Raw genomic sequence first — 1,796 nt, forward strand, 5'->3', positions numbered from 1 at the left:
GCCGAGATGGTCGCGCTCGGCGGCACCGACGCGGCCGCCATGCGGGACCCCGACCTGCGCGCGCTCGTCCTGCCGTACGTCCGCAACGACTTCGCGCTCGTCGAGGGGTACCGGCCGGACGAGCGGGCCGGGCGGGACGGCCCGCCGCTGGACGTCCCGGTCACCGCGATCGTCGGTGACGCGGACGGGAACGTGACCGCCGAGCAGGCCGGGCGGTGGCGCGAGACGACCTCCGCCGGCTTCGCGTTGAAGGTGCTGCCCGGCGACCACTTCTACCTGCAGGAGCAGCGCGACGCGGTGGTCCGCGAGGTGCTGACCCGGCTGGACGTCCCCGCCCCGGGCCACTGACCCCGGAGACCCCCGGACGGACGGGACCGTCCGTCCGGGGAGTCCCGGCCAAGGACAGGGCCGGTGGGGGAGCGGGATTAGTAGACCGTCGCGCCGTACGCGCTCAGCGCCGCGGTGACCGGCTGGAAGAACGTCGTTCCGCCGGAGGAGCAGTTGCCGCTGCCGCCGGAGGTCAGGCCGAGCGCGGTGTTGCCCGCGAACAGCGAGCCGCCGCTGTCGCCGCCCTCGGCGCACACGGTCGTCCGGATCATGCCGGTGACGGTGCCCTCGGCGTAGTTGACGGTCTGGTTGAGCGCCGTGACCGTCCCGGAGTGGACGTGCGTGGTGCTGCCGCTGCGGTACACGGTCTGGCCGACGGTCGGGTTGCCCGCCGAGGTGATGTCGCGGCTGCCCGGGTAAAGGTCGACGACGCCGGTCGTGTCGGTGGGCGTGGACGAGTACTTCACGATGCCGTAGTCGTGGCCGGGGAAGGTGCTTCCGGCCGTCGTGCCGAGCACGGAGGTGTGCGAGGAGTTGGAGTACCACGTGCTGCCGAGGTTCGTGCAGTGCCCGGCGGTCAGGAAGTAGTACGCCCCGCTCTTCTTGACGTTGAACCCGAGCGAGCAGCGGTAGTTGCCGGTGTAGATGGCGTCGCCGCCGGCGGTGAACAGCCGGAACGCCCCGGGCACCCGCTCGGTCCGGACGGCCGCGCCCTGCTTGGCGGCGGCCTTCTGGACCTTGGCGAGCTTCGCGCCCGACACGGTTCCGTCGACCGACAGGACGACCTGGTCGGTCTTCGGGTCGGCGGCCCACGCGGTGCCCGGGACGGAGGCGTCCCGCTTGAGCGCGGCCATCACCCGGTTGAGGTCGGCGCCGGAACGGGCGACGGTGCGCGGCTGCGCGCCCGCGGCGCGGACGGCGTCGGCGCTCGCGGCGTCCGACACGGTCACGACGAGCTTGCCGGACGCGTCGAGGTACGACCCGGCGCTGCGGTCGCCGAGCTTGTGGGCGAGGGAGTCGGCGAGCTGCGCCTGCCGGTTCTGCGCGGTGGCGGGGGACGGAGCCGCGGCCTGCGCGGCGGGGGCCGCGAGGGCGGCGGTGAGGAGCGTGGCGGCCGAGCCGACCAGGAGCGCGCGGCGGGTGCGCGGGTGCGGGGTACGCACGGGGAGCCTCCAGGGGGATGCGGTACGTCCGGTTGACGCACCGGAGGTTCTGCCGAGCATCCGTGACCCCGGGCCGCCCGCCTAGGGATGATCATGCTTACGTGGGGCCGGGGGAGTTGGCGGAATACGTACGGGAGAAATGTGAAAAACCGGGCATGATTGCTGGTTTGACACGTGGAGTCGAGCGGAGTGCGGCGTCCCGTCGGCCGCCGGGACGCCGCACCCGGGTGTCACGCGGGCGGCGCGGTCACATGATCAGTGCGACCGCGCGCCGCTGGTCACGCGCGCCGCGCGGTCACGCGGGCC

General features: G+C 73.7%; 2 protein-coding genes. One reads left to right on the forward strand and one right to left on the reverse strand.

Annotated elements, in window-relative coordinates:
• Positions 1-348, forward strand: a 348-nt coding sequence (locus AB0J52_RS38940) for a thioesterase II family protein (protein WP_500188083.1), incomplete at its 5' end; no start/stop codon positions are given.
• A gap of 77 nt (positions 349-425) precedes the next feature.
• Here the strand turns inward: AB0J52_RS38940 and AB0J52_RS38945 are convergent.
• Positions 426-1,490 carry a S1 family peptidase gene (locus tag AB0J52_RS38945; protein WP_500188085.1) on the reverse strand — a complete coding sequence of 355 codons (1,065 nt, stop codon included), beginning with the start codon at positions 1,488-1,490 and terminating at the stop codon, positions 426-428.
• Positions 1,491-1,796: the final 306 nt, after the last annotated feature.

Source organism: Spirillospora sp. NPDC049652, assembly GCF_040675125.1.
Lineage (GTDB): Bacteria > Actinomycetota > Actinomycetes > Streptosporangiales > Streptosporangiaceae > Spirillospora.